The 24936-nt window shown below is 70.8% G+C and carries 25 protein-coding genes; 6 read left to right on the forward strand and 19 right to left on the reverse strand.

Annotated elements, in window-relative coordinates; translation table 11 throughout:
• Nucleotides 1–60: 60 nt before the first annotated feature.
• Together J2W78_RS20750 and J2W78_RS20755 are read right to left on the reverse strand one after the other, a co-directional pair.
• Nucleotides 61–330, reverse strand: coding sequence for a hypothetical protein (locus tag J2W78_RS20750; protein WP_253373488.1), 270 nt, complete (start codon nt 328–330; stop codon nt 61–63).
• 71 nt (nt 331–401) lie between these two features.
• Nucleotides 402–608, reverse strand: a complete 207-nt coding sequence (locus J2W78_RS20755) for a hypothetical protein (protein ID WP_253373489.1) — start codon at nt 606–608, stop codon at nt 402–404.
• A gap of 797 nt (nt 609–1405) precedes the next feature.
• On the opposite strand from J2W78_RS20755, the gene J2W78_RS20760 reads away from it, so the two are divergent.
• The 3 genes from J2W78_RS20760 to J2W78_RS20770 all read left to right on the forward strand — a co-directional run bounded on the left by J2W78_RS20760 (nt 1406) and on the right by J2W78_RS20770 (nt 3355).
• Nucleotides 1406–1654, forward strand: coding sequence for a hypothetical protein (locus J2W78_RS20760; protein ID WP_253373490.1), 249 nt, complete (start codon nt 1406–1408; stop codon nt 1652–1654).
• Nucleotides 1655–2064: 410 nt separating this feature from the next.
• Nucleotides 2065–2295, forward strand: a complete 231-nt coding sequence (locus tag J2W78_RS20765) for a hypothetical protein (RefSeq protein ID WP_253373491.1) — start codon at nt 2065–2067, stop codon at nt 2293–2295.
• Nucleotides 2296–2431: 136 nt separating this feature from the next.
• A complete protein-coding gene (locus J2W78_RS20770) occupies nt 2432–3355 on the forward strand; it encodes a LysR family transcriptional regulator (RefSeq protein WP_253373492.1) in 924 nt (307 codons plus the stop codon).
• A gap of 13 nt (nt 3356–3368) precedes the next feature.
• Here the strand turns inward: J2W78_RS20770 and guaD are convergent, their stop codons facing one another.
• From guaD to J2W78_RS20850, 16 genes are all read right to left on the reverse strand, one after another.
• On the reverse strand, nt 3369–4742 hold the full coding sequence (gene guaD, locus J2W78_RS20775) for a guanine deaminase (RefSeq protein ID WP_253373493.1): 1374 nt from the start codon (nt 4740–4742) through the stop codon (nt 3369–3371).
• Nucleotides 4739–7513 carry a molybdopterin-dependent oxidoreductase gene (locus tag J2W78_RS20780; RefSeq protein WP_253373494.1) on the reverse strand — a complete coding sequence of 925 codons (2775 nt, stop codon included), beginning with the start codon at nt 7511–7513 and terminating at the stop codon, nt 4739–4741. The genes guaD and J2W78_RS20780 overlap by 4 nt, the downstream gene beginning before the upstream one ends.
• Complete coding sequence (locus J2W78_RS20785) at nt 7510–8325, reverse strand: FAD binding domain-containing protein (protein WP_253373495.1); 816 nt, start codon at nt 8323–8325, stop codon at nt 7510–7512. Before J2W78_RS20785 ends, J2W78_RS20780 begins: the two co-directional genes overlap by 4 nt.
• 139 nt (nt 8326–8464) lie before the next feature.
• The gene (locus tag J2W78_RS20790) at nt 8465–9481 is read right to left on the reverse strand and encodes an ABC transporter substrate-binding protein (RefSeq protein WP_253373496.1); all 1017 of its coding nucleotides are present in this window, start codon (nt 9479–9481) and stop codon (nt 8465–8467) included.
• A gap of 103 nt (nt 9482–9584) precedes the next feature.
• Nucleotides 9585–10550, reverse strand: coding sequence for an ABC transporter permease (locus J2W78_RS20795; protein ID WP_253373497.1), 966 nt, complete (start codon nt 10548–10550; stop codon nt 9585–9587).
• Nucleotides 10547–11452, reverse strand: a complete 906-nt coding sequence (locus J2W78_RS20800; RefSeq protein ID WP_253373498.1) for an ABC transporter permease — start codon at nt 11450–11452, stop codon at nt 10547–10549. Before J2W78_RS20800 ends, J2W78_RS20795 begins: the two co-directional genes overlap by 4 nt.
• Nucleotides 11442–12296, reverse strand: coding sequence for an ABC transporter ATP-binding protein (locus J2W78_RS20805; protein ID WP_253373499.1), 855 nt, complete (start codon nt 12294–12296; stop codon nt 11442–11444). Before J2W78_RS20805 ends, J2W78_RS20800 begins: the two co-directional genes overlap by 11 nt.
• Before the next feature lie 188 nt (nt 12297–12484).
• Nucleotides 12485–13096, reverse strand: coding sequence for an NADH-dependent FMN reductase RutF (gene rutF / locus J2W78_RS20810; protein ID WP_253373500.1), 612 nt, complete (start codon nt 13094–13096; stop codon nt 12485–12487).
• 31 nt (nt 13097–13127) lie between these two features.
• Nucleotides 13128–13910 carry a pyrimidine utilization protein D gene (gene rutD, locus J2W78_RS20815; RefSeq protein WP_253373501.1) on the reverse strand — a complete coding sequence of 261 codons (783 nt, stop codon included), beginning with the start codon at nt 13908–13910 and terminating at the stop codon, nt 13128–13130.
• A gap of 4 nt (nt 13911–13914) precedes the next feature.
• Nucleotides 13915–14307, reverse strand: a complete 393-nt coding sequence (rutC, locus tag J2W78_RS20820; RefSeq protein WP_253373502.1) for a pyrimidine utilization protein C — start codon at nt 14305–14307, stop codon at nt 13915–13917.
• Between the two features lie 12 nt (nt 14308–14319).
• Nucleotides 14320–15066 (reverse strand): pyrimidine utilization protein B, encoded by a 747-nt coding sequence (gene rutB / locus J2W78_RS20825; RefSeq protein WP_253373503.1) that lies wholly within the window; start codon nt 15064–15066, stop codon nt 14320–14322.
• A complete protein-coding gene (gene rutA / locus J2W78_RS20830; RefSeq protein WP_253374104.1) occupies nt 15066–16160 on the reverse strand; it encodes a pyrimidine utilization protein A in 1095 nt (364 codons plus the stop codon). Before rutA ends, rutB begins: the two co-directional genes overlap by 1 nt.
• A 250-nt stretch (nt 16161–16410) precedes the next feature.
• Nucleotides 16411–17052 (reverse strand): HTH-type transcriptional regulator RutR, encoded by a 642-nt coding sequence (gene rutR, locus J2W78_RS20835; RefSeq protein ID WP_253373504.1) that lies wholly within the window; start codon nt 17050–17052, stop codon nt 16411–16413.
• Nucleotides 17053–17195: 143 nt separating this feature from the next.
• On the reverse strand, nt 17196–17693 hold the full coding sequence (locus tag J2W78_RS20840) for an ureidoglycolate lyase (RefSeq protein WP_253373505.1): 498 nt from the start codon (nt 17691–17693) through the stop codon (nt 17196–17198).
• Complete coding sequence (locus J2W78_RS20845) at nt 17690–18529, reverse strand: bifunctional allantoicase/(S)-ureidoglycine aminohydrolase (RefSeq protein ID WP_253373506.1); 840 nt, start codon at nt 18527–18529, stop codon at nt 17690–17692. The genes J2W78_RS20840 and J2W78_RS20845 overlap by 4 nt, the downstream gene beginning before the upstream one ends.
• 46 nt (nt 18530–18575) lie before the next feature.
• Nucleotides 18576–19826, reverse strand: coding sequence for a urate hydroxylase PuuD (locus J2W78_RS20850; protein ID WP_253373507.1), 1251 nt, complete (start codon nt 19824–19826; stop codon nt 18576–18578).
• A gap of 130 nt (nt 19827–19956) precedes the next feature.
• On the opposite strand from J2W78_RS20850, the gene J2W78_RS20855 reads away from it, so the two are divergent.
• Nucleotides 19957–20889: a LysR family transcriptional regulator gene (locus J2W78_RS20855; RefSeq protein ID WP_253373508.1), complete on the forward strand. Its 933-nt coding sequence runs from the start codon at nt 19957–19959 to the stop codon at nt 20887–20889.
• A 31-nt stretch (nt 20890–20920) separates the two neighbouring features.
• On the opposite strand, the gene puuE is transcribed toward J2W78_RS20855, so the two are convergent.
• Nucleotides 20921–22333 carry an allantoinase PuuE gene (gene puuE / locus J2W78_RS20860; RefSeq protein WP_253373509.1) on the reverse strand — a complete coding sequence of 471 codons (1413 nt, stop codon included), beginning with the start codon at nt 22331–22333 and terminating at the stop codon, nt 20921–20923.
• A gap of 235 nt (nt 22334–22568) precedes the next feature.
• On the opposite strand from puuE, the gene uraH reads away from it, so the two are divergent.
• Nucleotides 22569–22967: a hydroxyisourate hydrolase gene (gene uraH / locus J2W78_RS20865; protein ID WP_253373510.1), complete on the forward strand. Its 399-nt coding sequence runs from the start codon at nt 22569–22571 to the stop codon at nt 22965–22967.
• 909 nt (nt 22968–23876) lie between these two features.
• The gene (locus tag J2W78_RS20870) at nt 23877–24869 is read left to right on the forward strand and encodes a DUF808 domain-containing protein (protein WP_253373511.1); all 993 of its coding nucleotides are present in this window, start codon (nt 23877–23879) and stop codon (nt 24867–24869) included.
• Nucleotides 24870–24936: the final 67 nt, after the last annotated feature.

Consider the following 24936-nt stretch of genomic DNA (forward strand, 5'->3'; position numbering starts at 1 on the left):
CCCGGAAATGGAGGCGCCGCCGGAGCGATCCGGCGGCGCCTCTTCGCGTTTCGATGCCGGTCAGGGACGTGGCGGGGGCGGCAGGCGGCGCTCTCCGGCCGGGTGCGGGGCGGTCTCCACCGGCACGCCTGTGCCGGGCGCTGCCGGGATCGCCTCGCCCGAACGGAACGCCTCCCGCTCGTTCGGGAGGGCCGCCGCTCCCTCCGTGCCGCCTGGCGCGGTCGCCCCTGGGCTGCCGGCCGGGGCGCCGGTCGACCCTTGGGCCAAGGCCGCACCGCCCAGGCCCGCGAGGACGCTCAGAGCGAGCGTGGCTGTCGTGATGAGACGCATGGGACGGACTTTCCGGTTGCGGAGAAGAGGGCGCGCGATGTCGCCGGGCGGCAGGGATCCTGGCTTGCGTCTCACCGATGACGCTTCCGGTGCGAACGGGCGGCCTTGCCGCGCCGTCCGCCCGGAGCGGTGACGCGCGATTGGCCGGCCGGCGGCGTCACCGTGCCCTGCGCACGGGCGCCGGGAGCCGTGGCGACGCCGCTGCCGAGGCAGAAGGCTGCGACGAACCAAGCGAGGAGAGGTAGGCTGAGGCCGAGAAAGGCCCGTTTCGCGCGCATCGTCGAGGCTCCCGTCGGGCCGTGCCGGCCACCGTTTGCACGGCTGGCTTCAGCAAGGGCCGTGCCGCCGGGACCGATCGAACGGCTCGCCCGAGCACCGGCAGCAGTTGCCGCAACGGTCGCTCGGTGCCGTTGCGGAAGGCGCACCCGATCCCCTGCGCCTGCATCGCCGCGGTCGCCCCCCGTCTCCGGATTGAGGGCGGCAGCAAAGGTAAAGAATGCGTTTCACGTGAAACAAGCCGCTCAGGTCGCAGCGTCGATGGGCGTGAAGGTCCGCGCCTTTCACGGGTTCATCGGGCCGACGGGATCGATGAGTCGCTCGAAGCCGAGTTGGTCGGTCTCTGCCCGCTTGTGCCGGGGGCCGTCCTCCAGCGTGTCGATATGTGGGTTGGCGCACGAGACGCCGCGCGCCTCGTGCGTCTCGACAATGGGGGTTTAGCCCGTCGCGACGCATCTGCTGCCCTACGACGCCCTGACCGATGAGGCCGCCGCGCCCTCGTAGACGGGCGCGGGAAGCGGGGATTGGTGCGCAACAGCACTCGCGGAGAAAGAGGCGTGCCAGAAGACGCACTCTGTCAAAAAAATCTGCAATCTCATGCTAACACTCAGTCGAAACTGGTCTTTTCGGGCGAGATCGACCAAACGGCGTTGAGCCTTCATCTCGGCTGTGCCGTATCTATGTGCACAAGCCCAAAGCAGTTCATGTTGTTTTACAAGGCATCGGTGCTCAGTTTGTGGGACATGCGACGTCGCTTGGTCTGATCGCGACGCCGAAACCAATCTCGGAGATTGACGACATGATCTCACGCATCGTTGCAGGCGCGGCCCTTACCCTCGCCCTCACCACCGCCGCCTCGGCCCAGAGCTACAACGCCCCGGCCGGCATCCCCGCCGTCACCGCTCCGGGCGGCCTCGTCGGCATCGCCGGTCCGGGCAATGTCGAGCGCTACCTGGACCGTGACGGCCGCCACGGCACCGTGTCCGTCGATGGCGTCTACACCACCGGCTCCACTGTCCGGGGCACCCACACCGTTCGCGGGCGCTGATCCGGTTTCCGCTTGATCCAAGCGGGGACCGTATCGCTCAGCCCACGCGGCGCCTGAGGAGAGTCCCCATCGCGCCAGCGCGAGGGGATCCCGCCGAGGCCCAAATCCGTCATCCCGAAGGGATCAACCGGATTTGGCATGACGCATCCGGATGGTCCGACAACCGCCGTTTCAAGGGTCCGAAGGGCTGGCCGCGCATTACCGCAGCCGGCCCTTTTCCATGGAATCCAGGCCAGGGCACGAACGGGCCCTGCCTCATGCCGGCCGGAAGCTCATCTCCAGCTTTTCGACTTTCTCGAACGTTTCGTTCGATCTTATTCCAGTTTTCGGAAAGCTCGTGCAGGTCCATCTTCGCTTCATCAGATGACGGACGAACCGGCCGTCACCGCCGCCCATTGATGGAGTGTCCCATGTCCCGCATCTTCGCCGCTTCCGTCCTCGCCCTTGCCCTCACCACCGCCGCCTCGGCCCAGAGCTACAACGCCCCGGCCGGCATCCCCACCGTCACCGCCCCGGGCGGCCTCGTCGACGATGTCGGCGGCGTGCAGCGCCCGACGGTGCGCGACACCCGCCTCGGAACCCTGCCGGCGGACGCCAACCTGACCACCGGCTCGGTGGGGCGGACGCATCACGCGCGCTGACGGTCCCAAAATCCGCGCGCATCCCGAAGCCGGCCCTCGCGAGGGGGCCGGCTTTCGGTCGTTTTCGGCTGCGGCTTCGCGCTTGCTTGTCGGGTGTTCTCGCCGCGGCGGGAGGCCGGGTTGGGGGCATAAGCGCATGCAGGGACCGGGGACGCCGACACTCGACCAGCTCCGGGTGTTCCTCACCGTGGTCGAGACCGGCAGCTTCGCCGCGGCCGGGCGCCGTCTCAACCGCGCGACTTCGGTCATCAGCTACGCGATCGCCAATCTGGAGCTTCAGCTCGGTCTGCCGCTGTTCGATCGCGAGGCGACGCGCCGGCCCCAGCTCACCGAAGGCGGCCGGGCCGTGCTGGCGGAGGCCCGCACCGTCGCCCACGGCATCGACACGCTGCGAGCCAAGGTGAGCGGCCTGCTCGGCGGTCTCGAAGCCGAACTCGGCTTCGTGTCGAGCGTGCTGATGCCCGGCGCCCGGCTCGTCGATGCGCTCACCGCGTTCCAGGTAGCCTTCCCGACCGTGTCCTTGCGCCTCAACGTCGAGGCGCTCGGGGCAGCCCAGCAACTCGTCACGGATGGCCGGGCCGATCTCGGGATCACCGTGGAACTGTGGACCCGCGACAGCGATCCGCTCGAACTGATCTCCGTGGGCGAGGTCGAGATGCTGCCCGTCGCTGCGCCGAACCATCCGCTTGCCGGGGCGGCCGGCCTGATGCCGGGGGCGGCGCGCGATCATGTCCAGCTCGTCATCACCGACCGCTCGCCGCTGTCGCAGGATCAGGAATTCGGGGTGGTCGCCAACCGCACATGGCGGCTGTCGGACCTCAGCACCAAGCACACGCTGCTGCTCGCCGGAATCGGATGGGGCAGCATGCCCGCGCACATGGTCGAGGCGGACATCGCCGCCGGCCGCCTCGTCGAGCTGGATCTACCCGACGTCCGGCGCCGCCGGCTGCCGCTCACGGTGATCTACCGCACCGGCCATCCCCCGGGACCGGCCGGGCGCTGGCTGATCCGCCGCTTCGTCGAGCAGGCGGAGCGCGAGGCCGCGGCGCGGGCGGCCTGACGAGCGAAGAGGTTCAGGCGCCCGAGCGGACCGCCCCATCCGTCGCCGGATAGACCAGCGGGTCACCCGCGCGCCGGTTGTCGTAGACGGCCTCGCCCGCGATCCAGGTCGCGCGCACCGTGCGGTGGTCGCCGAGCGTCATCAGCACGAACAGCAACTCCTCGATGCTGGAGCAGGTGCCGGTGCGAAAGCCCAGGAGCGGCGTCGCGGCGAGGTCGAGGACGCAGAGATCCGCATCGTGCCCCGGCGCGATCCGCCCGATCCGGTCGTCCAACCGCAGCGCTTCGGCGCCGCCGAGCGTCGCGAGCCAGAACGCCCGGACCGCGTCGAGCCGGGTGCCGCGCAACGCGGCGACCTTGTAGGACTCGCCGAGCGTCTTCAGCAGCGACAGGGTGGTGCCGGCGCCGACATCGGTGCCGAGCCCGACCCGCACCGGGCGGCGCGGATCGAGGGCGTCGAACAGCCGGAACAGGCCGCTGCCGAGGAAGCCGTTCGAGGTCGGGCAATGGGCGATCGCCGCGCCGCTGGCGTGGCAGGTGCAGAAATCCTCCTCCGAGAGGTGGATCGCATGGCCGAGCACCGTGCGCGGGCCGACGAGGCCGGACTGCACGTAGACGTCGAGATAGCTCGCCCGGTCGGGGAACAGCTCGCGCACCCAGGCGATCTCGTCAGTGTTCTCGCACAGATGGGTCTGGAGGAAGAGGTCGTCGTGCTCCCGCATCAAGGTGCCGGCGGCATCGAGCTGGGCCTGCGTGCAGGAGGGGGCAAAGCGCGGCGTGACGCAGTAATGCTGGCGCCCGCGCCCGTGCCAGCGGGCGATCAGGGCCCGGCTCTCGTCGTAACCCCGCTGCGCCGTGTCGAGGAGCCCGGCCGGGGCGTTGCGGTCCATCAGGACCTTGCCGGCGATCATCCGGGTGTTGAAGCGGGCCGATTCAGCGAAGAACGCCTCGACCGAGCCGGGATGGACCGTGCAGTAGACCACCGCCGTGGTGGTGCCCGCGCCCAGGATCTCGCGGAAGAACAGCTTGGCCACCCGCTCGGCATGGGCCTGATCCGCGAACTGCAACTCGGCGGGGAAGGTGTATTTCTCGAGCCAGGCCAGCAGCTGCTCGCCGTAGGAGGCGATCATCTGCAGCTGCGGATAATGGACGTGGGTATCGATCAGGCCGGGCAGGATCAGGGCGTTCTCGTAGGTCGTGACCGCGACGCCCGCCGGGATGCGGTCCGACAGGTCGGAAAAGTCGCCGAAGGCGGTGATACGCCCGTCCTCGATCAGGATCAGGGCATCGGCCACGTGCTGGAGACAGCCCTCGCTCAGGAAGGGGTTGCCGGTCAGGCTCACCGCCTGTCCGCGGATCGCCCGCATCCGGGCCGGTGCCGCCGTCATGCGTCTTCGGTCTCCCGTTCCGCATCCTCCGTTGCCGCCATGACCTGTCGGAAAATTCGGTCGGGGGCGAACGGCGTCGCGGTCAGCCGCACGCCGGTAGCGTCGCGGATCGCGTTGCCCAGGGCGGCGGCGACGGGGTTGTAGGGGGCCTCGCTCATCGATTTGGCGCCCAGCGGCCCGACCGTGTCGTGGGTGTCGGCGAACAGAACCTCGGTCACCGGAACGTCTGCCATCGCCGGGATGTGGTAGTTGCGCAAGGTCCGCGTGACGACCGCGCCCGCCGCGTCGAAGCGATAGTCCTCGTAGAGGGCCGCGCCGAGCGCCTGCGCCACCCCGCCCTCGATCTGCCCGCGGCACTGCATCGGGTTGATGACCCGGCCGGCATCCGCCGCCTGGACGCTTCTGAGAATGCGGATCTCGCCGGTCTGCGGATGCACCGCCACGCGAAAGGCCTGGACGTTGAAGGCGACCGAGCGCGGCGTCCCGTCCGCCTCCCCCGCGGCCTCAAAAGCGGCGCCTTGCGCGAGGGTGGTGAGGGCGATGCGGCCGGCGGGTGTCTCGACGCCGTCGGGCGTCAGGCGGCAATCGGCCGGGGCGACGCCGGCCCGCTCGGCGGCGGCCGTGCGAAGCCGATCTGCAAGCGCCGTGGCCGCGCGGAAATTCGCTTGGCCCGCGACCACGGTGCCCGTGCTGCCGTAGGCACCGGTATCGTGCCGGACGGCGTCGGTGTCGGCCTGGGTCAGGCGGATGCGTTCGGGCGTGGTGCCGAGCACCTCGGCGGCGATCTGCCCGTGCACGGTGCTGGTGCCGTTGCCGAACTCGGCGGTGCCGACCGCAAGGGCATAGGTTCCGTCCGGCTCGAGGCGGATGCGGGCATGGGCGACGTGGCCACGCGGCGGAATCGTGTCGATCATGGCCATCGCCATGCCCTCGCCGACGCGCCAGTCCGGTCCCGGCACCGCCTCGCCGCCGCCGTCCGCCAGGGCGGCCTGGACGCGGTCGAGACACTGGTCGAGGCCGTAGGAGCCGTAGACGACGTCGTGCGGCTCCAGGCTCGTCGATACCATCGGGTCGCCGGGCCGCACCGCGTTGAGGCGGCGCATCGCGAACGGGTCGATGCCAAGATCGCGGGCGAGTTCGTCCAGCGCCGATTCCACGGCAAAGATGGTCTGGCTCAGGCCGTACCCGCGAAAGGCCCCGGACGGCAGGGTGTGGGTGTAGGCGGCGTAGCCCTCCACCCGCTTGTTCGGACAGGCATAGGCGGCGATGCTCTCGTTGCAGCCGTGGTGCAGCACGCCGCCGGCATGGTTGCCGTAGGCGCCGGTGTTCGAGAGCACGTTCAGCGAGAGCGCGGTGAGACGCCCGTCGGCCCGCGCGCCGACCTTGACCCGCACCCGCATCGGATGGCGCGTCGTCGCCGCGCAAAAGTTCTCCTCGCGGGTCATCTCGTAGGAGACCGGGCGACCGGTCCGCAGCACGGCGAGCGCCACGAGATCCTCGGTCAGCATCTCCTGCTTGCCGCCGAAGCCGCCGCCGACCCGGCCGCAGAGCACGCGCACCCGGTCCCGGTCGAGATCGAACAGGCGGCACAGGGCATCGCGGGTCAGGAAGGGCACCTGCGTCGAGGAGCGCAGGGTCAGCCGGCCCTCAGCGTCGAGCCAGCCGAGCGCGCCGTGCGTTTCGAGATGCACGTGCTGCACCCGCTGCGAGACGTACTCCGCCTCGTGGATCAGGTCAGCTTGGCCAAAGCCCGCCTCGACATCGCCGATCGCCCCGTGCGCCTCGGCGGCGAGGTTCGGGTGCGCGAGGAGCGGCGGCGCATCGTCGCCGGGCCGCGGCGGGTCGCGGTCGGCCGGATCGTGAACGAGGGGCGCGTCCGGGCGCAAAGCCGCCTCCGGGTCGAAGACGGCGGGCCGCACGTCGTACGCCACCCGCAGCGCCCGCACGCCCATGGCGGCCGCCGCCGCACTCTCGGCGACCACCGCCGCGACACGCTGGCCGTGGAATCGGATCACGGAATCGAGCACGCCCGTGTCGGCGGCGTCGTCCAGGGGGTTCTCGTGCCGCCCGGTCGAGAAGCGGCGGCGCGGCGCGTCCTCGTGGGTGAGCACCGCGACCACGCCGGGCACCGCCAGCGCCGCCGTCCGGTCGATGCTGCGGATACGGGCATGGGCGTGGGGGGCGCGCAGCACCTTCAGGTGCAGCAGGCCCGGCACGGCGGTGTCGAAGGTGTAGGCGGCCCGGCCGGAGACGAGGGCGCGGCTCACCGGAGCCGGAAGGGAGCGGCCGACCGGGCCGACCGCGCTGCCCGCATCGACATGCGCGAGGCCGGCCACGGCGTCACGGATCGCCCGGTAGCCGGTGCAGCGGCAGAGATTGCCCTTGAGCGCGGTGCCGAGATCCTGCCGCTGGCCCTGGTCGAGGGCAGCCGCCGTCATGATCATGCCCGGCGTGCAGAAGCCGCACTGGAAGCCCTGTGCATCGCAGAACGCGTCCTGCATCGGGTGGAGGTGCTCGGGCGGCCCGTCGCCCGGCGCGCAGGGGCCGGCGAGGCCTTCGATCGTGGTGATGCCACGCCCCTCCGCCTGGAAGGCGGGCAGAAGGCAGGAATGGACCGGCTCGCCGTCGAGATGGACGGTGCAGGCCCCGCAATCGCCCGCATCGCAGCCCTTCTTGACCCCGAACCAGCCGAGATCCCGCAGCAGCGTGCGCAGGCACTGGCCGGGACGCGGCGCGGCTTTCTGGACCTGCCCGTTGACGGTGAGCCTCATCGGGCGAGTTCCTCCCGGATCTCTTCGGCAAGCAGCCCGGTGACGTGCCGGCGCCAATCCGGCGCGCCGTGGACGTCGTCGTACCAGCCGTCCTCGGGGATCGCCGTCGCGATCGCCTCCTGCAGCACGGCCGCCGCCGGAAGCGCATCGAAGCGGAGCTGGATCGGCCGCGGCGTCGAGGCCGTCACGGTGATCGCGAAGGCGCCGGCCCGGTCGCGCGTTCCGATCACCAGGGCCCCGGAGCGGCCCTCGGGGGAGAGGGCGATGCGCCGGAAGGCCGTGCGCCGCCGCAACGCGGTGGCGGGCAGGTCGATGCCGCGCAGGATCTCTCCGGGGGAAAGCGCCGTGCGCTGCGGCCCGAGGATGAACTCCGTGACGGGCAGCCGCCGCTCGCCGCCGCCGGGCCGGGTCAGCAGGCAGGTGCCGTCGAGCGCCGCGGTGAGCGCGATCATCGGCCCGGCGGGCAGGGCCGTGCAGAGGTTGCCGCCGACGCTCGCCCGGTTCCAGATCTTGAACGAGCCGAGCAGCGCCCGGCAGCATTGCCCGACGAGGGGCGCCGCGATCCAGTCCAGCGGCAGGGCGAGCCGGTCGAGTTCGGCGATGGTGCCGGTCGCCGACAGGCGAAGGCCCGCCTCGGACAGCTCGGCCGCCGGCCATCCGAGGGCGGACAGGTCGATCAGCCGGGCGAGCGCCGGCTGCGGCTCGGAGAACAGCCACGTCCCGCCCGCGAGCCAGGCATCGCCCTTGCGCCAGGGGGGCAGCTCATCGAGGCGCGCCGGTCTCAGGACGGCGGTGATCGTGTCGAGATCCATCGGAGGCCGGCTCGCAAGTTCCTATCCAACGGCGGGCGCCGGAGCTTACACGGTTTCCGGATGGTCGTTTCCGGGTCCGATGGATCCCCTCTCCCCGCAGGCGGGGAGAGGGGATCCATCGGCAACCACTGCGCCGGGCCTACTGCCCCACGGTCGCGGTCACCGCATGCGTCCAGGCCCCCTCGGGCTTGCGGGTGATGACGGGCTGGTCGGTGCCGCCGGCGAGCAGGATGGCGACGGTGCGCTCGTAATCGGCGGGGTCGAGCCGGCCGCCGGACGTGTCGAGCAGCTTGGCGACCGCGCGCATCATCCGCTTCTGGTGCGTCTCGGTCTGGGCGCCGCTGGCGTCGTTCTCCAGCACGATCTCCGCCGCCTCGTCCGGATGCGCGGCGGCATAGGCCCAGCCCTTCTCGGAGGCGGCCACGAACTTCGCCAGCCGGGCGACGAAGGCCTTGTCCTTCAGCTTGGGTTCGAGGGCGTAGAGCCCGTCCTCCAGCGCGGCGACGCCCTGATCCTCGTAGCGGAACACGACGAGCTGCTCCGGCTTGAAGCCGGCATCGATCACCTGCCAGTACTCGTTGTAGCTCATGGTCGAGACGCAATCGGCCTGTTTCTGGATCAGGGGGTCGACGTTGAAGCCCTGCTTCAGCACCGTCACGCCGCCGGGCGAGCCGTCGGTCTTGAGGCCGAGCTTGGCCATCCAGGCCAGGAACGGGTACTCGTTGCCCGCGTACCAGACCCCGAGCGTCCGGCCCTTCAGGTCGGCGGGCGACTTGATGCCGGTATCCGCCCGGCAGGTCAGCATCAGGCCCGACTTCTTGAAGGGCTGCGCGATGTTGACGAGGGGCACGCCCTTCTCGCGCGAGGCGAGCGCCGAGGGCATCCAATCGACGACGACATCGGCGCCGCCGCCCGCGATGACCTGGGGCGGGGCCACGTCGGGCCCGCCCGGCTTGATCGTAACCTCGAGCCCGGCTTGGCTGTAGAAGCCCTTGGCCTGCGCGACATAGTAGCCGGCAAACTGCGCCTGGGGCACCCATTTGAGCTGGAGCGTCACCCGCTCCGCCGCCCGCGCGCCGCCCGCGGCGAGCCCGACCAGCGCCGCTCCGGCGCAGAGGAGCGCTCTTACCGTTTCCCTCGCCGTTTTCCCCGCCATCTCAGCCTCCTTCAGCCTGTCCCCTTCGGGACTTTCCCCTGCGGCCTTCCCCTGTGACCGCCGGGCCGTGGTTGTTCGAACGGATGCGAGCGGACCCTGCCCGTCAGCCGGCGCGCACCGACGGGTGCCAGCCGGTCGCGGCGCGCTCGGCCAGGGCGATGAGGCCGTAGAAGGCCGACCCCGCCAGGGCCGCCAGCACGATCTCGGCCCAGACCATGTCGAGGGAGAGCCGCGCCGCCTCGATCGAGATGCGGAAGCCCATGCCGACGATCGGCGTACCGAAGAACTCGGCCACGAGCGCCCCGATCAGCGCCAGCGTCGCGTTGACCTTCAGGGCGGTGAACAGGAAGGGCAGGGCCATGGGCAGGCGCAGGCTCAGGAGCGTGCGCGAGTAGCCCGCCGCGTAGGTGCGCATCAGGTCGCGCTCGATTCCGCCCGTGGCGGCAAGACCGGCGCCGGCCTGCACCAGCATCGGGAAGAAGGTCATCACGGCGACGACCGCGGCCTTCGACGGCCAATCGAAGCCGAACCACATCACCATGATCGGGGCGATGCCGACGATCGGCAGCGCCGAGGCGACGTTCGCCACCGGCAGGAGCCCGCGCCCGAGGACGGGCAGCCGGTCGGCCAGGATCGCGACGCCGAGGCCCGACAGGCAGCCGATGACGTAGCCCGGCAGGGCTGATTTCAGGCAGGTCTGGACGAAATCCGCCCCGAGGACCGGCAGCGCCGTGGCGAAGCGCATGGCGATCGCCGAGGGCGGCGGCATCAGGACGGCGGGCACTCCCGCGCCCACGACGACGACCTCCCACAGCACCAGCACGAGGGCACCGAACAGCAGCGGCACGGCGAGCCGCACGAGGCGACGGACGGCCGGATGGCCCGGCTCCAGGGCGGCGAGGTCGCGCGCGGCCAGCGTGGCGGCGAGCCAGACCAGGAATGCAGCGAGCCAGAAGCCCGGCCCCGCTGCGCCGGCCAGACCGGGCCGGTGGGCGGCGATGGCGAGTGCTGCCCCGCCGATCAGTGCGGCGGGCGTGAGCAGGCCGATCCGTGCGGCGCGATGCGTCATCGGGAGCCCCCCGCGGGCCGGGCGCCGAGGGCGCGGGCGGTCGCACTTTCCGCAAGGCCGATCCCCTGGACGAGGAGCGACGAGAGCGCCGCCGCCGCGAACAGGGCCGCCCAGATCTGGATCGTCTGGCCGTAATAGGAGCCGGCGAGAAGCCGCGCCCCGAGCCCGGCCTGCGCCCCGGTCGGCAGTTCGGCGACGATGGTGCCGACGAGGCTCGCCGCCACCGCGATCTTCAGGCTCGCGAACAGGTAGGGCAGGGCGGCCGGCCAGCGCAGCCGCGCCAGGATCTGGCCGCGCGAGGCCGAATAGGTCCGCATCAGGTCGCGGTGGATCCGGTCGGGGGCGTTCAGCCCCTTCACCATGCCGACCGTGACGGGGAAGAAGCAGAGATAGGCCGCGATTACCGCCTTCGGCAGCAGGCCGGTCAGGCCGGCCGCCCCCAGGGCCACGATGATGATCGGCGCCACCGCCAGGATCGGCACGGTCTGTGAGGCGATGATCCACGGCATCAGGCTCGCATCGACGCTGCGCAGGTGCACGACCGCGACCGCCAGCGCGATGCCGAGCAGCGAGCCGAGGGCGAAGCCCGTCAGCGTCGCCGAGAGGGTGACCCAGGCGTGGTAGACGAGGCTGCGCTTCGAACTCAGCGGCACGCCGAGGACGCTGCGCGACAGTTCCGAGGCCACCTGATGCGGTGCCGGAACGACGGGCCGTTCCTGCGCCATCGTCGCCGCCGCGATGCTCATGGCGTCGGGCGCCGCGCCGGCCCGCACGAGCGTATCCGCGGCGCCGTTCCAGTTGCCGAGCAGGGCGGCGAGATACCACCCAACGAGAAGCGCCAGCACGACGCCGGCCACCGGCAGCGCCCGGCCGCGGGGAAAGGACGCCGCCTTACGCGTCATAGGCGTGACCGGCGCGCAGACCCTCGCGCACCCGCTGGCCGAGACGCAGGAACTCGGGCGTCTCGCGGATCTCCAGCGGACGCTCCCGCCCGAGCGCGGTGCAATCGACGATGTCGATGATCCGCCCCGGGCGCGGCGACATCACCACGACGCGGGTCGAGAGGTAGACCGCCTCGGGGATCGAGTGGGTGACGAACAGGACCGTCTTGGCGGTCTTGCGCCACAGCGCGAGCAGCTCGGCGTTGAGGTGATCGCGGACGATCTCGTCCAGCGCCCCAAAGGGCTCGTCCATCAAGAGCAGCTTCGGATCGAAGCAGAGGGCGCGGGCGATCGAGGCCCGCTGCTGCATGCCGCCGGAGAGCTGCCAGGGGTACTTGTTGGCAAAGCCTGTGAGCTGGACGAGGTCGAGGTGATGCGCCACGCGCTCCCGCCGCTCGGCGCGCGGCACGCCGAAGATCTCGAGCGGCAGGGCGACGTTCCTCGCGATGGTCCGCCAGGGATAGAGCGCGGGCGCCTGGAACACGAAGCCGTAGTCGCGCCGCAGCCGCGCCGCCTCGGCGCCGACCCCGTTGACGGTCAGTTCGCCGCCGGTCGGCTGTTCGAGGTCGGCGACGCAGCGCAGCAGCGTGGTCTTGCCGCAGCCGGACGGGCCGATGAAGGAGACGAATTCGCCCGGCGCCACCGCGAGATCGACGTCGGCAAGCGCGTGAACCGGCCCGTCGGCGGTGGTGTAGGTGAGAGACAGCCCGCGCGCGGCGATGACGGGGGCCACCGGCACCGCGCGGGGCGCCGGTTGCTCGAACTCGGGCGGCTGTTTGAGGGCGAGGGCGCCGGCACGCGACATGGCAGGCTTTCGTTCCGTGGGTTGCGGGTCGGCGCGCGATCGGTCGTCCGGGAACCGGTGGCGGGCCGAGGGAAGGGCGGGCCCGCCGCCGGACCTCTTCGCAGCACCGGATCGAGCATTTTCCGTGCCGTCCGTGCCGAACGGCGCGAAGGCGTCCGGCGGCGGGGATTCGATGGGCTGGTCCCGGCTCAGGCGCTCCTCAGGGCCAGCCTCGGCCCTTCGGCGGGCCGGGCTCCGACCGCGCGCGCCGGCTCGGGCGGGGCGGATCCGCTCCGCGGCGCGCGGGGAAGCGTGCGGTAGCGGCGCTCGCTGTAGAGCAGCGCGTCGGCCTGCCCCGAAGCGGCGAGGGCTTCGACCGCGCAGTAGAACACGTCGTGGCTGCCGACGGCGTGGCGCCCGACGATGCGGCAATCGAAGCTGACGAGGGCGTCGGCCAGTGCGGGCGCCCCGCTGCGCAACTGCTGCCACGTCCCAGCCGCGAAGCGCTCGTCCATCGGGGTGCGGCCCCCGAACAGGGCCGCCACCGTCTCGTGGCCCTCGCCGAGGGTGTTCACGCACAGCGTTCCGTTGTGGGTGAGGGCGGCGTAGGCGGAGGAGGCGCGGTTGACGCAGACGAGCAGCGTCGGCGGCGCGTCGCTGACGCTGCACACGGCCGAGGCGGTGAAGCCGGCCCGCCCGCCCGGACCGTCGGTGGTGATCAGATGCACCGCGCTCGCGAGCCGGGACATCGCTTCGCGGTAGGCGGCCGCATCGACGGGGATGGCTGCGACGCTCTCGGACTCGGTCTCGAATTCGGTCATCGGCGGCGGCCTTTCGTGAGATCGGGTCGCTTCAGGGACTTGCGAGGAAGTCGAGGAGCGTGCGGTTGAAGAGGGCGGGGCGGGTGACGCTGTGCGCGTGGCCGCCCTCGGGCGCGAGGTCGAGGCGGGCGTTGGGGAGCCCGGCCGCGAGGACTTCCGAGGCGGTGAAGGGCACGAGCACGTCGTCGCGCGCGGCCATCAGCAGGGTCTCGTGCGGGATGCGGGGGAGGGCCCCGGTCGCATCGAACGCCTCCAGGGCGGCGATTCGTGCCAGCACCGTCTCCGTGCCCGGAAAATGCGCCAACGCCAGCGCCTCGTCGGCCGCGACCCGCGCGGCGTTCTCGGACAGCCACGGCGCCGGGTAGAGAAAGATGCCTTGCGCACGCACGAAGGCCTCGGGGCCGGATTGCGTCAGCAGCGCCTTGCGGGCGGCAAAGCAGCGGCAGGTGGCCGGGTCCATCGCCGCCCAGCCGTTGATGACCACGATCCGCCCGACCCGCTCGGGATGGGTGAGGGCGAGTTGCAGGGCGATGAGGCCGCCGAGCGCGTGGCCGACGATGTCGGCCGTGCCGATGCCGAGATGGTCGAGCAGGGTGAGGACGTCGCGGGCCATGGCCGCGATGTCGTGGCCCGGTTCGAGCGGACCGGGGGAGCGCCCGGTGCCGCGGTGATCGTAGGTGACCACCCGGAAGCGCTCGGCCAGCACCGGCACTTGCGGTGCGAAGTAATGGGCCGAGCCGCCGAGCCCGGGCGAGAGCAGCACGCTGCGCCCGCCCTCCGGCCCATGTAGTTCGTGATGGACGGGCGCGGCCATCGGCTCAGGCCGGCTTGCCGATATGGGCGACCGAGGCGATCTCGACGCGTGCGGCCGGCTTCACCAGCCCGCACTGGATGCAGTAGCGCGCCGGCTTCTCGCCGGGGAAGTACGTGGCATAGACGGCGTTGATCGCGCCGTAATCGGCCCAGTCCTTGAGGAAGATGTGATTGAAGGTGATGTCGTCCATCGTGCCGCCCGCGGCCTCGACGACGCCCTTGATCGTTTCCAGCACGTGCCGGGTCTGCGCGCCGGCATCACCCTCGTGGACGACGTTCGCCTCCGCATCGAGCGGCAGGGTGCCGGAGACGTAGAGTACGCCGTCGGCGAGCGTGCCGGGCACGTAGGGCGCGAGCGGCTTGCCGGTGCCGGGCGGGATCACGACGGTCTTGGGCATGGGGGTCTCCGGTCAGGCGGGGATGCGGCGGGCCTCGTCGGAGCTGAGCGCCGCCTCGAAGGCGGCGACGTCCGACACCCAGCCGAAGAAGGTCTCGATGTTGCGGAGCGCGCCCTCCTGCAGGGCGGGCGGGCCGGCCTGATGGGTGGCGTCGGCGAGCACGATCCCGAAATACTCGCGGTGGTAGCCGTCGCGCAGGGTCGATTCCACGCAGACATTCGTGGCGATGCCGGTGAAGACAAGGGTGCGGATGCCGCGCGCCCGCAGCATGCTATCGAGCGGCGTGTTGTAGAAGCCGCTGTAGCGGGGCTTGCCCAGGACGATGTCGCCGGGCTCGGGCGTCAGCGCATCGACGAGGGCGTAGTCCCACGTGCCCTTGGCGAGCAGCCGCTCGTTCATCTCCGGCCGGCGGCGCATGGTCTTGAGCGCGTTCGACTTGTGCCAGTTCGGCGAGCCCGGTCCCCCGGCCTCGACGTAGTCCGGGTCCCAGCCGTTCTGGAACCAGATCACACGGATGCCGGCCGCGCGGGCCGCCGCCACGGCCCGGGCGATCCGCTCGATCACCGGCCCGGTCGCCGAGACGTCGAAGCCGGCGAGATTGAGATAGCCCCCTTTGGTCGCGTAGGCGTTCTGCATGTCGACGACGATCAGCGCGGTCGTGTCCGCGTCGAAGGCGATCGGCTCGGGCCGCGCCGGCAGCGTGACCGCGCCGTGGCGGCCGGACGGGTCGCGGTAGCCCGCGGGGGCATCGGCCGCCATCACGCCACCTCCGCCAGCATTCCGCCCGTGACGTGCCGGCGCGAGCGCATCAGCGGCTGGATCTTCGTGCCGAAATCGTCGAGGCCCTTCAGGAAGTCGTCGAAAACCAGCAGCACGCCGCCGGTGCCCGGCACCGTCACCACCTCGTCGAGCAGGGCGGCGACGGTGGCGTGGGAGCCCACCAGGGTGCCCATGTTGATGTTCACCGCCGAGGTCGGGTCGGCCATCTGGCGGATGTTGGTGTCGGCGCCGGACTTGGTGTCGGCCGCGCCCTGGAGGCCGAGCCAAGCAATCGCCTCCGCGTCGGCGCCGGCCTTGTAGTGCTCCCACTTGGCGCGGGCGGCCGCGTCGGTCTCGTCGCTGATGACCATGAACAGGACGTAGGAGGACACGTCGCGGCCGGTCTTCGCCTTGGCCTCCTCCAGCCGCTCCACGGTGGGGGCGAAGGCGGTCGGCGTGTTGACCCCCTTGCCGAAGCAGAAATTGTAGTCCGCGTAGGTCGCGGTGAAGGCCATGCCGGCGGCGCTCTGCCCGGCGCAGATGATCTTCATCTCAGTCTGAGGGCGCGGGCTCAGGCGGCAATCCTCCATCTGGAAGAATTCGCCCTTGAGGTCACTGCGGCCGGTCTCCCACAGCTCGCGCAGGACCTGCGCGTATTCGGAGAGATACTCGTAGCGCCGGCCGAAATACTCATCGCCGGGCCACAGGCCCATCTGCGCGTATTCCGGCCGCTGCCAGCCGGTGACGAGATTGATGCCGAAGCGGCCGTTCGCGATCGAGTCGATGGTGGAGGCCATGCGCGCGACGATCGCCGGCGGCAGGCACAGGGTCGGGGCGGTGGCGTAGAGCTTGATCCGGCTCGTGACCGCGGCGAGCCCGGCCATCAGCGTGAAGGATTCGAGGTTGTGGTCCCAGAACTCGGTCTTGCCGCCGAAGCCGCGCAGCTTGATCATCGAGAGCGCGAAGTCGAGCCCGTAATGCTCCGCCTTGAGCGTGATCTGCTTGTTGAGCTCGAAACTCGGCATGTACTGCGGAGCATTCTCCGACAGAAGCCAGCCGTTGTTTCCAATCGGGATGAAGACGCCGACATTCATGGCGTGATCTTTGGACTGATTGTTGGCCTGGGTCATGACAAACCCTCGCTCGCTCGTCCGGCCGGCGCCCTGAAGGGCCGGCGACAGGTTTGGACGGTAGCGAGTCGGACCATTTGGTCAAACTCTGAGAGCCGTTATTTGACCGTTTGCACAAACTCTCCGCGCGATGCCCGCGCGGCGGGCCGCTTCTGCTTACGGCCGATGCGGTTTCATCCGGTTCTCTTCGGTCTTGGCACGGGGCCGGGGCGAATCAGCTCAGTCCGAGGCTCGCCAGGATCAGCCTCTGGGTGCTCTCCACCGTCTGCTCGAAGAAGGCCTCGTCGCCGAGGTCGCGCCCGGTGATGGCCTCCACCTGCACCGCGAAGTCGGCATAGTGCTGGGTGACCGCCCAGATCGCGAAGACGAGGTGGCGGGGATCGTGCGGGGCGATGCGCCCCTCCGCGATCCAGCCGCGCAGCACCGCGGCCTTGGCCTCGACCAAGTCCCGAAGGGGGCCTTCGAGTTCGGCGCGCAGCAGCGGCGCGCCCTGCACGATCTCCAGGCAGAACAGCCGCGAGGCCCGCGGCGCATCCCGCGACAGGGTGATCTTCGAGCGGATGTAGCGCTTGAGCGCCTCGGCCGGCTCGGATTCCGCATCGAGCGCCTGGAGCGGGTCGAGCCAGACATCGAGCACGCGCCGCAGCACGGCGACGTAGAGGTCTTCCTTGGTGCGGAAGTAGTAGAGCAGGTTCGTCTTCGAGAGCCCGGCGCGCAGGGCGATCTGGTCGAGGCTGGCGCCGTGCAGGCCGACGGTCGAGAAGATCTCCAGCCCGGCATCGAGCACGGCTTCCCGTCGCAGGGCGCCGTCGCGTCGCTGTCGGCGCGCGGGGGCCCCGATCTCGCTTCCGACCACGCCAGAGTCTCCCGATCCGTCACCGCCCCTCGCGCGGCCTCCGGATCACGTATCCGATCCCGCGCGCGCGACCAATCGGCGACGCCGCGAGCCGTGCCGCCTTCGCGCCGGTCCCCCCGCACGACGAGGCCGGTCGATGGCTCTCACCCGCGTGTGATGATCCAGGGCTCGTCGAAGGAATGCTCCTCCAGGTTCACCCCGGGGCCGCCCCGGTCGATCACCCAGAAATCCTGGGGCCGGTCGAGCGGCGTGAGGACGCCGTGCCACGTGCCGAGCGCGTAGCAGACGCCCTGGCCGGGGGCGGAGACGAAGGCCCGCGGCCGGCCGGGCCGGCCGCCCTCGTCCGGGCAGACGACGACGAGGAACGGCGCGGCGTTCAGGGGGATGAAGGCCTGGGCTCCGAGCGGGTGGCGCTCGACGAGGCTCAGGCGGAGCGGCAGCGTATAGGGATCGGCCTCGACGAAGCCGATCACCACACCCCCGTCCGCACCCGCGACAGCCACCCGCGCAAGGTCGTGGAAGCGGCGGGCCTTGCCGGCGTTCATCGGCCGCGGGGCGACGTCCGCCCTGTCGATCACCGTGCCGAACGGGGCGAAGGCCTCCCGCGTCAGCGGCTCGACCGGGATCCGCCGTTCGCTCATCGGGAGGCGCCGAACGGCGCGAGCGCCGCGTGCCGGTTCACGTCCTTGTAGAGCAGGTAGCGGAAGGGGCCGGGGCCGCCCGCGTAGCAGGCCTGCGGGCAGAAGGCGCGCAGCCACAGGAAGTCGCCGGCCTCGACCTCGACCCAGTCGCGGTTGAGCCGATAGACCGCCTTGCCCTCCAGCACGAACAGGCCGTGCTCCATCACATGCGTCTCCTCGAACGGGATCGAGGCGCCGGGCTGGAGCGTGACGATGTTGACGTGCATGTCGTGGCGCACATCCTCGGGCGAGACGAAGCGGGTGGTGGCCCAGGCGCCGTCGGTGCCCGGCATCGCCGCCGGGGCGATCTCGGATTCGTGGGTGATGAGGGCCGGCGGACAGGCGAGTCCCTCGACGCGCTCGTAGGCCTTGCGGATCCAGTGGAAGCGCGCCGGCTCGGCCCCCTCGCCGTGCAGGCTCCAGGCCGCCCCCGGCGGCAGATAGACGTAGCTGCCGGGGCGCAGGGCGTGCGCTTGGCCTTCGAGGACGAGGCGGAGGCGGCCGCCAACCACGAACAGCACGCCCTCGGCGCGGGCATCGGGCTCCGGCCGCTCGCTGCCGCCGCCGGGCGCCACCTCCATCAGGTACTGGGCGAAGGTCTCGGAGAAGCCCGACAGGGGCCGCGCCAGCATCCAGGCCCGCGTTCCCGTCCAGAACGGCAGCACGCTCGTGACGATGTCGCGCATCACCCCCTTCGGAATGACGGCGTAGGCCTCGGTCAACACGGCCCGGCCCGTCATCAGCGCCGTCTGGGGAGGCAGGCCGCCGCAGGGCGGATTGTAGGGAGAAGCGGTCATTCGGAGGCGTTCCGTTGTCGCGAATGGCGAAGTCGGGGCGGAGATCTCAGCGCGCGGCGTCCGCGAGCCAGGCCGCGATCACGCCGCGCTCCGCATCGGTCATCTCGGTGACGTTGTTGGGCGGCATGTTGTGCGTCAGCACGACCTGCAGGCGGATCGCCTCGGCCTGGCGGCCGATGGCCTCGGCGGTGTCGAGACGAACGCCCTTCGGCGCCACTGCGATCCCGTCCCAGACCGGCTCGGCCGCGTGGCACATGCCGCAGCGCCCCGCGACGAGTTCGACGATGGGGTCCGGCGGCACGGCGCGCCCGTGACCGGCCGAGGCCAGGGCGGTGGCCGGCGGGCCTTCGGCCTGCGGCGGCAGGCCCAGCACCGAACGGCCCCCGGCGCTGCCGGCGACGGCGAGGACGAAGGCGGCGGCCAGCCCCGCCGAGGCCACGGCCCAGGCCCACCAGGGCGAGCGGGCGTGGTCGGCATGGCGCACGTTGTAGAAGAAGCGGATCACCGCGCCCGAGGCGGTGACCAGGGCGACGATGAGCGGGATCGTCGCCTTCGAGGCGAACAGCATCGGGTAGTGGTTGGCGATCATCATGAGGACGACCGGTAGGGTCAGGTAGTTGTTCTGCGCCGAGCGCTGCTTGGCCTGCTTGCCAAGACTTGGGTCCGGCCTCTCCCCCTTCAGCAGTGCGGCGACGACCTTGCGCTGGTTCGGGATGATGATGAAAAAGACGTTGCCGGCCATCCAGGTCGCCATCAGGGCGCCGGTATGGATCAGGGCGCCGCGGCCGCTGAACACTTGCGAGAAGCCGAAGGCGGCGAGCGTGATGGCGAGCAGGCCGACCGCCGCGAGGCCGGTCTCGCTCTCGCCGAGCTTCGAGCGGCAGATGCGGTCGTAGACCAGCCAGCCGAGCGCCAGCGCCCCGACGCCGAGCGCCGCCGCGACGGGGGCCGACAGGTCCATCACCGCCGGATCGACGAGATAGAGCCGCGACTGCGCGTAGTAGATCCAGGCCAGCAGCACGAAGCCCGACAGCCACGTCGTGTAGGCCTGCCACTTGTGCCAGGTGAGGTCCGGGGAGAGATGCTCCGGCGCGACGAAATACTTGCGCATCTCGTAGAAGCCGCCGCCATGCACCTGCCAGGCCGCGGCGCCTTCGCCGGCCGGGATGTCCGGCGTCCGCTTCAGCGAGGCGTCGAGATGCATGAAGAAGAACGACGAGCCGATCCAGGCCATCGCCGCGACGATGTGGAGCCAGCGCAGCAGCAGGCTTCCCCATTCCCAGACGAAGCTTTCCACGGCCTCTCCCTCCCGTATCCGGCTGCAATTCTACCGCTGTCGGCAGGCCTGTATGCCCATCAAATTCCTTGCCAGTTTTCGAATTTTTCGCTCAATCGGGGGCAAGGCTCGGAAGGGGCTCGGAGGACGGATGCTGTCCCTGGAGAGTATCCGCATCTTCATGCGCGCGGCGGAGACCGGCAGCTTCTCCGCCGCCGGCCGCTCACTGCGCCTGTCGCCCTCGGTGATCAGCTACCGCATCCAGACGCTGGAGCAGCATCTCGGCTGCCTACTGCTCACCCGCACGACGCGGCGGATGAACCTGACGGAGGCCGGCCGCGTCTTCTACGACCGCTGCCTCGACATCGCGGCCTCCGTGGAGCGCGCGGAGAAGAGCGTCGAGACCGAGGGCGCCGCGCCGCGCGGGACACTGAAGGTCACCGCCCCACTGACCCTGGGCCGGCGCGTCGTGGCGCCGCTGATCCCCGCCTTCCGCGAGCGCCACCCGGAGGCGGACGTCCACCTTCGGCTCTCCGATCATCTGCTCGACCTCGTGCAGGAGGCGGTCGACGTGGCGGTCCGTCTCGCGCAGTTGCGCGACTCGACCTTCACCCTGCGCAAGGTCGCAGATATCGAGCGGATCCTGTGTGCGTCACCGGCCTATCTCGCCGAGCATCCCGCCCCCGAGAGTCCGGCCGGGCTCATCGATCATGACTGCCTGCTGCTGCGGTTTCCCGGATCCGAGCAGTTCCGCTGGAGCTTGCGCGACGGCGACGAGGTCGTGACGCTGCCGGTCTCCGGGCCCATCGACGCGGATGACGGCGACGTGCTGACCGAATGGGCGCTCCAGGGGCAGGGCATCGTCCTCAAGCCCGTCTTCGAGGTGGCGCCCTACCTTGCCGACGGCCGCCTCGTGCCGGTCCTACCGGGCACGCCGCCGACACCGGTGACCCTCGGCGTCGTCTACCTGTCGCGCAAGATGCTGCCCGCCCGCGCCAAGACCTTCGTCGAGATGACGACCGAGGCCCTGCGCGCCCATGTCGGCGCCGGGCTCGACCTGATCGGCCGGCGCCGGGCGCGGTAGGGACCGGTGCCGGGAGGCGGCTCGCGTGGGATCAACCCTCCGAGGGCAGCCGGTCCTTCAGGCGGAGCCACGCGATCCGCTCGATCTGGCGCAACGCCTCCTGGAATTCCTGCTCGGGATCGTTGCGCAGCCGCTCCTCGAACGCCGTCAGGATCGCCTCGCGGCCGCTGCCCTTGATGGCCATGACGAAGGGCAGGTCGAAGCGCGCGCGGTAGGCTGCGTTCAGCCGCTCGAACCGCGCCAACTCCTCGGGCGAGAGCGCGCCGAGGCCCGCACTGCCCTGCTCGGCGGTGGAGGCTTGCGTCAACTGCCCGGCCAGGGCGAGCCGGCCGGCGAGTTCGGGATGGGCGCGGATGAGGGCGCGCTGCCGCTCGGCGGGCAGGCCGCGCAGGGCGCCGACGAGGGCGGCATGAAGCCCCTCCGCGCTGTCTTCGCGGGCGGTGAGGCCGGCCTGCCACGCCCGGAGCGCGATCTCCGGCGTATCCTCGAAGATGTCGCCGAACCGGGTGAGGAACTGCGCCGCGCTCATGGTGCTCGGGCGTAAGGCGTCGGCCGGGTGCCGCGCCGTCCAGTGCCGGGCGATGTCGATGCGGCGCGCCAGCCAGACGCCGTCATGGGCGGCGACGTGGTCGAGGAAGCGCGCGATCGCGGCGATGCGGCCGGGCCGGCCGACCAGACGGCAGTGCAGCCCCACCGACATCATCTTCGGTGCGGCGGCGCCCTCCGCGTAGAGCGCGTCGAAGGTGTCGCGCAGGTAGGTGAAGAAGTGCTCGCCGGTGTTGAAGCCCTGCGCGGTGGCGAAGCGCATGTCGTTCGCATCGAGGGTGTAGGGCACCACGAGGCCGGTGCCGGCCCGCCCGTACAGCCAGTAGGGCAGGTCGTCGGCGTAGGAATCGGCGAGATAGGCAAAGCCCCGTTCCAGGCCGAGTTCCAGCGTGTTGACGGAGGAGCGGCCGGTATACCAGCCGAGGGGGCGCTCGCCCGTCACTTCCGCGTGCAGGCGGATCGCCGCATCCATCTGCGCCGCCTCCTCCGCGCGTGGCATGTCGCGGTAATCGATCCACTTCAGGCCGTGGCTGGCGATCTCCCACGCCGCCTCCCGCATCGCGGCCACGACGTCCGGGTTGCGCGCGAGCGCGGTGGCGACGCCGAACACGGTCACCGGCACGCCGCGTTGCGTGAACAGCTGCCACAGCCGCCAGAAGCCGGCGCGGGCGCCGTACTCGTAGATCGACTCCATGTTCATGTGGCGCATGCCCGGCCAGGGCGCGGCGCCGACGATCTCGGACAGGAACGCCTCGGAGGCCGCATCCCCGTGCAGGATGCAGTTCTCAGCCCCCTCCTCGTAGTTGAGCACGATCTGCACGGCGATCCGGGCGCCGCCGGGCCAATCCGCCTGCGGAACGTTGCGGCCGTATCCGATCAGGTCGCGGGAGGTGTGCATCGATGACCCCGGGTCTGCCGCGCAGGCGCGCGGATCGTTCCGACTCGCTTCGGAAGGTTGCGAAGATGCAACGATAGCGCCGCGCGGATTCCTGATCTGTCGGACTTTTCGAAAGCTGCTCCCGAAAATCCGGGTTGGTGCATGGGACCCGATCTGCAAGGTTGCGGTGTCGGCAAAGCGCGGCCCTCGGGCAGCCGCGGATCGCCCGGCGACTCCGGAGGAGGAACCGCATCCCATGGCCGTCGCAAACCCCGCCGCACCACCGGACGCCCGGCGGCTCACGACCCACGTGCTCGACACGTCCACCGGCCGCCCGGCGGCGGGACTGGCCCTTCAGCTTCTGCGCATCGAGGGTGCCTCCCGCACGCTCCTCAAGACGGTGGCGACCAATGCCGACGGCCGCTGCGACGCGCCCCTCCTCTCGGGCGAGGCGATGGAGCCCGGCACCTACGAGATCGCCTTCGAGGTCGGCGCCTACTTCGCCCGCACCGCCGCCGGCGGCGAACCGCCGTCCTTCCTCGACATCGTACCCGTGCGCTTCCGGATCGCGCAGGAGGGCCCGGACGTCCCCCCTCATCTCCACGTGCCGCTCCTGATCTCCCCCTATGGCTACAGCACCTATCGCGGAAGCTGAGCCCTGGGCGGACGCAGCCCAGACGGCTCCGCCGCCGACGCCGATCGGCCCCACGCGGTGGTCCGAGTTCGAAGTGAGCGCTGGATTCAGGGTCAGGTGTCGTGCAGAAGGCCGATGCCGAGGCAGCCCGCAGGGTGAGCGCATCGAAGGGCGGCAGCCTCGTCCCGGCTCACGACCTCGACGCCTCAGCGATCCTCGATCAGGCACAGGGGGCGGAACGAGCCGCCCGACGCCTTCCCAGGGAACGGCTCCGCCGCCGCTCGCAGGAGCCCTCGTACGGGCTTCTGGCACCACCGGAGCGCATCGCGACCGAGGAACGGCGGCGATCTGAGTCGGGTGGCAGCCGCGACGCCTGCGCCGGGGCGGCAGGCTGCGTTCGATCAGAGGACTTATGCCGCCCAGGCCAAAATCAATACGCCGCTGAGGAACATGGCATAGGTCGCGAGCAGCGCGGAAATCTCACGGTGCTTCGAAACGACGGCGCGGGGGACGGACAGCATGGCGGCGATCAATCACGAGGTGACCGGATCAGGCTGATAGCCAAACCTTGACGGATTTGGAGAGGCCAGGGCTCTGTTTCGCAAGAAAAGACGAAGTGTTGCGCGCTAGCGACTCTTTTCCGGGGCCGATCCTGCCCGCCACCGCCTGCCGTCCCATTTCCCCTTCGGCGTGCCGTGATGAGCGTGCCCCGCCCGACCCGGCCCGGCGGGTTTCCTGGCGATGAGCACAATCTTCTCGACCCCGCGCACTGGACGCCTCCCCACGAAACGCCGCGCGCACCGTATCCGGGACGGGGTGCGCGGTTTTTTGGCGTCAGTGCGATCCGCGCCCTGCCTCATGAGACGCATCCTCGCTTAACCGCTACGCTGCGCCATATGCTCGCCGAGTAGAGAACGGGATGAAGCGACTGTGAGCGTCGGACTGCTAGCCCTCTTGGATGACGTGGTCGCCCTGACAAAGGTTGCGGCCGCTTCGCTGGACGACGTGGCGGCCCAGGCCGCCAAAGCCGGGACCAAGGCGGCCGGCGTCGTGATCGACGACGCCGCGGTCACGCCGCGCTACGTCGTGGGCTTCTCGCCGGATCGCGAATTGCCGATCGTCTGGCGTATCGCCCGCGGCTCGCTCATCAACAAGTTGGTGTTCCTGCTGCCGGCCGCGCTGCTGCTCAGCGCCTTCGCGCCCTGGGCGATCACGCCGCTCCTGCTGCTCGGCGGCCTGTACCTCGCCTATGAGGGTGCCGAAAAAGTCTACGAAATGATCGTGCCGCACGCGGCCCACGATCACACGGCCGAAGCGAAGGCGAGGGCGGCCGCACCGAATGCGCAGGTTCTGGAAGACCAGCGGGTCTCGGGCGCGATCAAGACCGACTTCATCCTCTCGGCCGAGATCATGGCCATCACCCTGTCGGGCTTGGGCGATGGCACGGTCTGGTCGCGCGCCATCGTGATGGCGCTCGTCGCGATCGGCATCACGGTCGCGGTCTACGGCGCCGTCGCGTTGATCGTGAAGGCCGACGACATCGGTCTGGCGCTCGCCCGGCGAGGCAGCGGCGTGCTGGCCGCGATCGGCCGCGGGCTGGTGCGCGGCATGCCCGTCTTCCTCAAGGCGCTGGCCCTCGTCGGCACGGCGGCCATGGTCTGGGTCGGCGGCGGCATCATCGTTCACAGCCTCGCGGGCTACGGTTTCGCCGGCCCCGAGCACGTGATCCACGAGGCGGCCGTGGCCGCGAGCGGGGCCGTGCCGGCACTCGGCGGCGTGATCGCGTGGCTGGTGACGGCGGGCGGCGCGGGCGTGATCGGACTGCTCGCAGGCTTCGCGCTGATCCCGATCGCCGGCAAAGTCCTGGCACCGGCCTGGAGGGCGATAACGCAGGTCCTCCCCATGCGGAAAAAAGAAACCTGACAGGCCTGAGAAGAAACCCTGGGGCCGCCCCCTACTCTGCTTGGAGCGAACACCTCCAAACCCATTT

This window comes from Methylorubrum extorquens (genome assembly GCF_024169925.1).
Lineage (GTDB): Bacteria > Pseudomonadota > Alphaproteobacteria > Rhizobiales > Beijerinckiaceae > Methylobacterium > Methylobacterium extorquens_A.